The organism is Bartonella sp. MM73XJBT (genome assembly GCF_028618465.1).
Classification (GTDB): domain Bacteria; phylum Pseudomonadota; class Alphaproteobacteria; order Rhizobiales; family Rhizobiaceae; genus Bartonella.
This window is the reverse complement of the sequence record NZ_JAQISY010000052.1, coordinates 1-6,869: the sequence shown is the minus strand read 5'-3', so window position 1 is coordinate 6,869 and position 6,869 is coordinate 1. Positions and strand designations below refer to the sequence as shown.

Below are 6,869 nucleotides of genomic sequence, written 5' to 3'. Positions count from 1 at the left end.
AGTGTTCTCTCCTCCCGTATTGGATGAAAACAAAAAACAATCCGCATCTACGCAACCAGTAGAGAAAGACGCAATCATAGAGCCACCTATAGGGGTGCCACAAAAAAGGTAAATAAGCTAAGTTATAGGAATGCTTGTTGTATAAGCGGGCTTTGTATGATTTTAAAGTCTTTTTTGACTGACAGTGTCAGGCTTATGGAGCATGGTGATGATTGTTATTGTCTCTTCATTGATTTGGAGAGCAAAATGACAATAGAATTTAAACTTCGTATTCACTTTATTAAGAATGGCAAGGGATCTAAGTTTTTAGCAATATTTGATCAGACAGCCTTTGATGCGGTTGTAAAATCCTTGATGTTGACGTGCAAATTTATCCCCTCCATGCGCCTATCCTTCTCTTTACGCATGAGGTGGAGAAAAGAAAAACAAGTCTAAGCTATTAGGCTTTCTAATGGGATGTTAAACTGTTGGTGCAAATTTTTAATCATGCGTAGTGTTAGTTTTCTTTTTCCACTCAAGATTTCATAAACGCGATTTAAATGACCAATCGCAGGAACAAGATCTTTAGCACTTAAGTTCATTTGTTCCATTCTAAATTTAATAGCCTCAATAGGATGAGGAGGAGAAATAGGATAATGTTCTGTTTCATAAGCTTCAATCAACAACACAAGAACCTCCATTTGATCAAATTCTGGAGTATTCTCTTTAGGTTGATTGTCAAACATTGCAGACACAATTTCTAAAGCTTCTTGATAATCTCTCTCTGTACGAATTGGTTTGATATTCATTTCTTAAATTCTTTTAGTTCTACAGTATTCCATTAACAATATTTAACTGTAACATTTTTGTTGACAATTGTCACTTAATATATTACATCTTACTTAAAATAAAGTTGTTGAGTTTGCTATGATCAAAACATTTAAAAATAAAGACCTACAATCTCTCTGGGAAACAGGAAAAAGTAAGATTGATAGCAGGCTTCAACAGCGTATTATTCGCCGTCTTGATACTCTTGATGCGGCTTCTCAAGTTAGTGATATCAATGTACCAGGTTATAATTTTCATATGCTTAAAAGCTTTACTCCAACTCGCTACACAGTCCATATCAATGGTCCTTGGTGTATCACTTTTGAATTTAAAGACGGACACGTTTACCATGTTGATCTAGAACAATACCATTGAAGATTTTAAAATCAATTGTAAAGGAGACTATCCATGACCACACGCAATCCTAATCGTTGTCCTACTCATCCAGGAGAAATTTTAGCCGAATCTTTGGAGCATTTAGATACAAGCAAAACCGAAATTGCACGGATTCTTCAAATATCACGTCAACATCTACATGGCATCCTTAAAGGAGAACGTCCAGTCACAGCCGTAACAGCAGCTCGCATTGGTAAATTATTAGGAAATGGACCAGCTCTCTGGCTACAGCTTCAAGCCAATTATGATACATGGCATGCCTTGAGGGACATTGATGTCTCTTCTATTCCAACACTAGAAGTTAATAAAAAAGTGGATATACAAATGGAACAGAGCCATTCGTAACCTTCTCCCCACCCTAAAGACGGGGAGATGAGTCATATTTTTTAATTAAGCAACCTTTTTAATGGGGTTATCACAATCCGATTCATAAGCACGCAACAAAGAATCCATGCTATGCGGTAACTCTGAATCTCCAAAATCTGTAAGAATTGCCAAAATCTTTGTAATATTAGGCACGTCATTTTGAAGTTTTAAAATGAGAACCTTTTCTATTGCATTCATAGTTTGAACCAGAGCACTACAATCTTTGTCGCTCACATTTTCATCATTAGAAAATTGAGATAATGCTATCCATAAATCGCATAAAAAGTTGGTATCTATCTTCATTGTACACCTCCATGGATTTGTTCTCTCAAACATGCCAATCCTCTCGATGTGATTTTCGTTGAAGGGAGTACCTTTTCTGTGCCATCAGGTCTTTGGATAGTGATAGCAGGGCAATCCATGAAGCCTTTCTTGATCTTATCTTGATAGGGTAATAAAGGTGCCCCTGGAGCTCGTCGATAGACCCAATCATGTTTACGCAAGTAATCCGTTAAATCCTTAGGTCGTACCTCTAGCATTTTCGCTGCTTCGATAAGACCAAACAAACCATCAGAACGCTTTAAGCCTTCTAAAGCCTCTGCTTTCGGAGTTAATTCAGCAATCACATGATCTTTCTGTTCAATTTGACTTTGTAAGTGATTCAAGACACCAAGCAATGCTTGAGGCGTTGAGTAATCGATCTGTGGTGTTGCTACTTGCTTTGCATGTTTTTCGCATTCAATGAAATATAAACGGGCTTCTCTACCTTTCTTATTGTTCTCCACCATAGAAAGCTCTTTAGCTACACTTAAAGTGAGAGCATAATCTTTGGAGGGACGTCCACCTTGGAGGTTTTTCCCAAAATTGGGAAAAACTATATAATCTCTGTTTTCGACAAAATCATATTTATTAATGCGTTCAGTAATCCAATCTGCAAACTTTTTACCTACTCCTAAAAACGCATGCAAATCACGCGCATTGACTGTCTGAACAGTTTCTTGATCAATGACCTGTTCTGATATTTCTATAAGAGTGTTCATGATGAACTCCTTATCGTTAGAGGTTTCTTAATGACACTCTAAAAAGAGTGCCGGGTGCTAAGAAACACGGCGATAAGTCCGTCGTTACACTTTCCCTGCAAAGGTATTGTATAGTGTAACCACACCCGACAAAATCACTATATGCTACAAAGCATGTGATGAGTCAAAGTTTTTAAATTTCGGCGGGAAGAGACTATTTCGGTAATCTATCCGCTTATCGTTCGGTGTTTCTTAGGCACCTGATTCGAAAATACACATCGCAGAAACAATGTCAAGATACTTTTGATATTTTTGTTAATTTCATCTTTGGATGCCGAGCATTGAAAAACACAGCTCTTCATCCCTCATTTTTTCATCTTCATTTCATTCGCCACTATTTTAAAGGAGTATCAAATGGCAACAGGTTTTCTACACGGTGTTGAAGTCGTCGAGGTTGATGACGGCACACGCCCCCTTCGCGCGGTTCAATCGGCAGTTATCGGGATTGTTGGCACAGCACCCGATGCTGATGAACAAGCATTCCCCCTTAACACACCCGTTTTGGTTACCGGTTCTCTTTCACAAGCAGCTAAACTGGATAAAACAGGTAAGCGTCAAGGCACCCTACCCAATGCCCTTGATCTCATTTTCAAGCAAGTGGGTGCCATTGTTGTTGTCGTGCGCGTGAAAGAAGGTGATAATGAAAATGCAACACTCACCAATGTTCTTGGCGGTGTGAATGCAAATGGCGCTTATGAAGGCGTCCACGCTTTGATTGGAGCACAATCCATTGTGGGACAAACACCACGCATTCTTATTGCCCCAGGCTTTACGCACAAACTCCCTATCAGTCTTAGCAAGATTGATGTGACGAACCAAGGAAGCGGTTACACTCAAGCAACCGTTAAAATTGCCGGCGGTGCAGAAGCAGAAGCAATCCTGAAAGATGGAAAAGTAACGTCACTTGTCATTAAGGACAGTGGCTTTGATTATCAAACCGCCCCAAATGTGACGATTGAAGGGGATGGCACTGGAGCGACAGCCAAAGCCGAAATCAGTACAACCTCTAATCCTGTAGCGGCAGAACTCATTGGCATTGCTGAACGCCTACGCGCTATTGTGGTGCTTGATGCACCAAACACAACAGATGAAGCAGCCCTTAGTGCAGCAAAGGATTTTGATTCAAAGCGCGCCATCATAGTTGACCCTTTTGTAAAGGTGAATCGTGATGGAAAAATCTTAGAACAGCCAGCAAGTGCAGCAGTTGCAGGTGTCATTGCTAAAACTGATTTTACACACGGTTTTTGGCATTCCCCTTCAAACAAAGTGATCAATGGCATTGTTGGTATTGCACGCCCCATTGATTTTTCCATTGGGGACAGATCCAGCCGTGCCAACCTTCTTAATGAACAAAACATCACAACCATTATTCGTGAAAATGGTTATCGTCTTTGGGGTAATCGCACCCTTTCAAGCGATACAAAATTTGCTTTCTTATCGGTGGTACGCACCGCAGATATGATCAATGACGCCATTTTACGTGGGCATCTATGGGCTGTCGACCGCAATATCAAAAAAACCTACATGAGTGACGTGAGTGAAAGCGTCAATGCCTATTTGCGTGATTTAAAAGCACAAGGCGCCATTCTTGGTGGGCGTTGTACGCCTGATCTAGAGTTGAATACAGCAAGCGCTATTGAAGGCGGCAGAGTCTATTTCAATGTGGAATTCACACCAACAACACCAGCAGAACACATCACATTCCGTTCACGCATTGTGAATGATTATTTAGAGGAGATCTTTTAATGGCTATCCCCGTTTTACCAAGAGTTTTGAAATATTTTAACATTTTTGTCGACGGTATTCCCTATCAAGCAAAATGTGAAAGCGTAACATTACCAAATTTGAACTTGGTCGTTGAAAATTATCGTGGCGGAGGCATGGACTCCTCCATTGAAGTTGACCTTGGTCTTGAAACTCTCATTCTCACCATGACCATTTCTGATTGCTCTCCAGAGTTAATGGCACTGTTGGGGCGCACTGATGTCAACATTTCATTACGCAGTTCAATGCAAGCCCAAGGCACACCAGCAGAAGGTGTTGTCATTACCATGAGAGGACTATGCAAAGGCTTTGAAATGGCAGAATGGCAACCGGGGAGCAAAGCAACATCCACAGCAACATTCACATTACAGTATTTCAAATATGTCCAGAAGGACGTTGAAATTGTTGAGATAGACGTCCTAAACCTCATCAGAAAATTCAATGGCGTCAATCAATTAGCAGGTCATAGAGAAAACATAGGATTATAAAAATGACAGTACAAACAAGCATTACACATAAATTACTTGTACCGGTTACTTTTGAGGGAAAAGAGCACACCACAATTACCTTACGGCGCCCCAAAACAAAAGATGTGCAAGCAATCGACAAAAAAGAAGGCATAGAGCAAACAATCGCTATGATCACACGCCTTTCTGAATGGGCACATGAAGCGGTTGGAGAACTCGATATTAATGACTTGTCGAGCATTGGAGAGATTTTGGAGTCTTTTATCAAGCGGCGGGATACCTCGACTGGGAAACCGCCGCTAAACTCATAGCCGATATTGCCATTGTGTTCCATTGGTCACTTTCAGACATGATGGAAATGGAACCGCAAGATCTCATATTCTGGCGAAAACAAGCAGCAGAAAGGTATAAGACAAAATGAGTGAAAAAGTTGCTGATGCAAAGGTGAGATTGTCTCTTGAAGATAAACTCACCGCACCTCTCAAACATCTTCAAAAAAAATTCGATACATTGTCAAAAACACTCTCACATAGTTTGGGTATTCCGCGCTTTTCTGCTGCTGTCAAAAACATGACAAAAAGCCTTCATGGTGTTCAAAGTGCTCTTGGTGTAGCTGCAAGCCGTGCTTCAGTCTTTACCGGTGTCTTAGGGCTTGCTGGTGGTGGTCTTGTGGCAAGTTTGACCGCCGTTACCATGAAAACCATGCATATGGGCGATAGTCTTCACCATGCATCACACCATTTAGGAATGAGTGTCACAGCCCTTCAATTATGGGGTGATGCAGCCGATAATTCAGGATATTCTGCCGAACTCTTTCAACAATCCTTGGCAACCTTAAATAGGCGTTCTGCGCAAGCATATGCTGGACAAAAAAGAGGCATGATGGGATTTGAAGCGCTTGGTATTTCTGTCAAAAACGCTTCTGGTAAACTCAAATCAAATTCTCTCTTACTAGAAGAAATTACCGAAAAAATGAGTAAGATGAAAAGCCAAGCACAAAGGCAGCGTATTGCTGCGCTGTTGTTTGGTGGAGATGGTAAAGAAATGGCTGCCATGCTTTCACAAGGTATGGCACCCATTAAAGAACTCTTTGCAAAGGCGCGGAAAGGAAAATGGCTGATAGGTGCCGATGTTGCACGCTATGCAGCAGATTTAAGTGATAAGCTTGGTGCTTTTAAGAAAAAAATAGGCGGTATTGCGAGCTTTATTGGCGCACGTTTCATGCCTGTGATCAATGATATGATTGATGCATTTTCAAAGCTGATTGATGAAAACCGTGATCTTATCCAAACAACCGTGGCAAGCTGGGCTAAAACCTTAAAACAAGTCTTACAAGATTTACTTAATCCTACCTCTGATTTAAGAAAAGGCATCAGTGATCTCACAGAGAGGATTAAAGGCTGGTTTCGATGGCTAGAGCCATTGATTGGTGAAATAACCCTCTTAAAGATAGGTCTTGTCGCCCTTGGTTCATTTATTTTTGGTCCACTCATTGCCGCATTAGCAGCCGTAGGAGTAGCGTTTGTTAGCCTTGGCTATGCTATGATGACCACCCCTATTGGTTGGCTCATTGGCGGTATTGTAGCACTTGTTGTACTCTATAAATATTGGCATAAACTCAATGGCTGGATGGCTGCATCTTTGGCCGCAGTTGGAGCAGTTCTTACCGTGGCATTCATTTCGGCAATGGCACCGGCTGCTTCTGCAGTTGCCAGTCTTGCCGTAACGCTTATAGCTTCACTCATTCCAGCAATAACCACCGTTGGTTCTGCTTTTATATCGCTTGGTATCGCAATCATGACCACACCTATTGGTTGGATAATGGCTGGCATTGCAGCCCTTGTAGGGGCCGGATATCTGCTTTATAAAAATTGGGATACGGTCATGAATTTCTTACGCAATTTGTGGAATTCTTTGGCTAATTTATGCAGTAATGTTTTTAATAAACTCTTTACTCTCTTTAAAAAATTTTCACCACTCTCTTGGATTG

General features: G+C 41.0%; 11 protein-coding genes. 8 read left to right on the top strand and 3 right to left on the bottom strand.

Annotated features, from left to right (window positions below):
• Nucleotides 1-156: 156 nt before the first annotated feature.
• Nucleotides 157-435 carry a hypothetical protein gene (locus tag PVV69_RS08990; protein ID WP_273757233.1) on the top strand — a complete coding sequence of 93 codons (279 nt, stop codon included), beginning with the start codon at nt 157-159 and terminating at the stop codon, nt 433-435.
• Here the strand turns inward: PVV69_RS08990 and PVV69_RS08985 are convergent.
• Nucleotides 432-788, bottom strand: a complete 357-nt coding sequence (locus PVV69_RS08985; protein ID WP_019220258.1) for a type II toxin-antitoxin system HigA family antitoxin — start codon at nt 786-788, stop codon at nt 432-434. The two genes, PVV69_RS08990 and PVV69_RS08985, sit on opposite strands and share 4 nt — an antisense overlap.
• Nucleotides 789-906: 118 nt before the next feature.
• On the opposite strand from PVV69_RS08985, the gene PVV69_RS08980 reads away from it, so the two are divergent.
• Nucleotides 907-1,182: a type II toxin-antitoxin system RelE/ParE family toxin gene (locus tag PVV69_RS08980; protein ID WP_273757232.1), complete on the top strand. Its 276-nt coding sequence runs from the start codon at nt 907-909 to the stop codon at nt 1,180-1,182.
• A gap of 33 nt (nt 1,183-1,215) precedes the next feature.
• Entirely contained in the window at nt 1,216-1,548 is a 333-nt protein-coding gene (locus PVV69_RS08975; protein WP_273757231.1) for a HigA family addiction module antitoxin, read from the top strand.
• Nucleotides 1,549-1,593: 45 nt separating this feature from the next.
• On the opposite strand, the gene PVV69_RS08970 is transcribed toward PVV69_RS08975, so the two are convergent.
• Nucleotides 1,594-1,872, bottom strand: coding sequence for a hypothetical protein (locus PVV69_RS08970; protein WP_273757230.1), 279 nt, complete (start codon nt 1,870-1,872; stop codon nt 1,594-1,596).
• On the bottom strand, nt 1,869-2,609 hold the full coding sequence (locus PVV69_RS08965; RefSeq protein ID WP_273757229.1) for an antA/AntB antirepressor family protein: 741 nt from the start codon (nt 2,607-2,609) through the stop codon (nt 1,869-1,871). Before PVV69_RS08965 ends, PVV69_RS08970 begins: the two co-directional genes overlap by 4 nt.
• Before the next feature lie 393 nt (nt 2,610-3,002).
• On the opposite strand from PVV69_RS08965, the gene PVV69_RS08960 reads away from it, so the two are divergent.
• The 5 genes from PVV69_RS08960 to PVV69_RS08940 all read left to right on the top strand — a co-directional run.
• Entirely contained in the window at nt 3,003-4,394 is a 1,392-nt protein-coding gene (locus PVV69_RS08960; protein WP_273757228.1) for a phage tail sheath subtilisin-like domain-containing protein, read from the top strand.
• A complete protein-coding gene (locus PVV69_RS08955) occupies nt 4,394-4,900 on the top strand; it encodes a phage major tail tube protein (RefSeq protein ID WP_273757227.1) in 507 nt (168 codons plus the stop codon). Before PVV69_RS08960 ends, PVV69_RS08955 begins: the two co-directional genes overlap by 1 nt.
• Nucleotides 4,901-4,902: 2 nt before the next feature.
• Complete coding sequence (locus tag PVV69_RS08950; protein ID WP_273755856.1) at nt 4,903-5,190, top strand: phage tail assembly protein; 288 nt, start codon at nt 4,903-4,905, stop codon at nt 5,188-5,190.
• Between the two features lie 38 nt (nt 5,191-5,228).
• Nucleotides 5,229-5,300, top strand: coding sequence for a hypothetical protein (locus PVV69_RS10095; RefSeq protein ID WP_404978381.1), 72 nt, complete (start codon nt 5,229-5,231; stop codon nt 5,298-5,300).
• Nucleotides 5,297-6,869, top strand: a 1,573-nt coding sequence (locus PVV69_RS08940; RefSeq protein ID WP_273757226.1) for a phage tail protein, incomplete at its 3' end; no start/stop codon positions are given. The genes PVV69_RS10095 and PVV69_RS08940, both read left to right, overlap by 4 nt.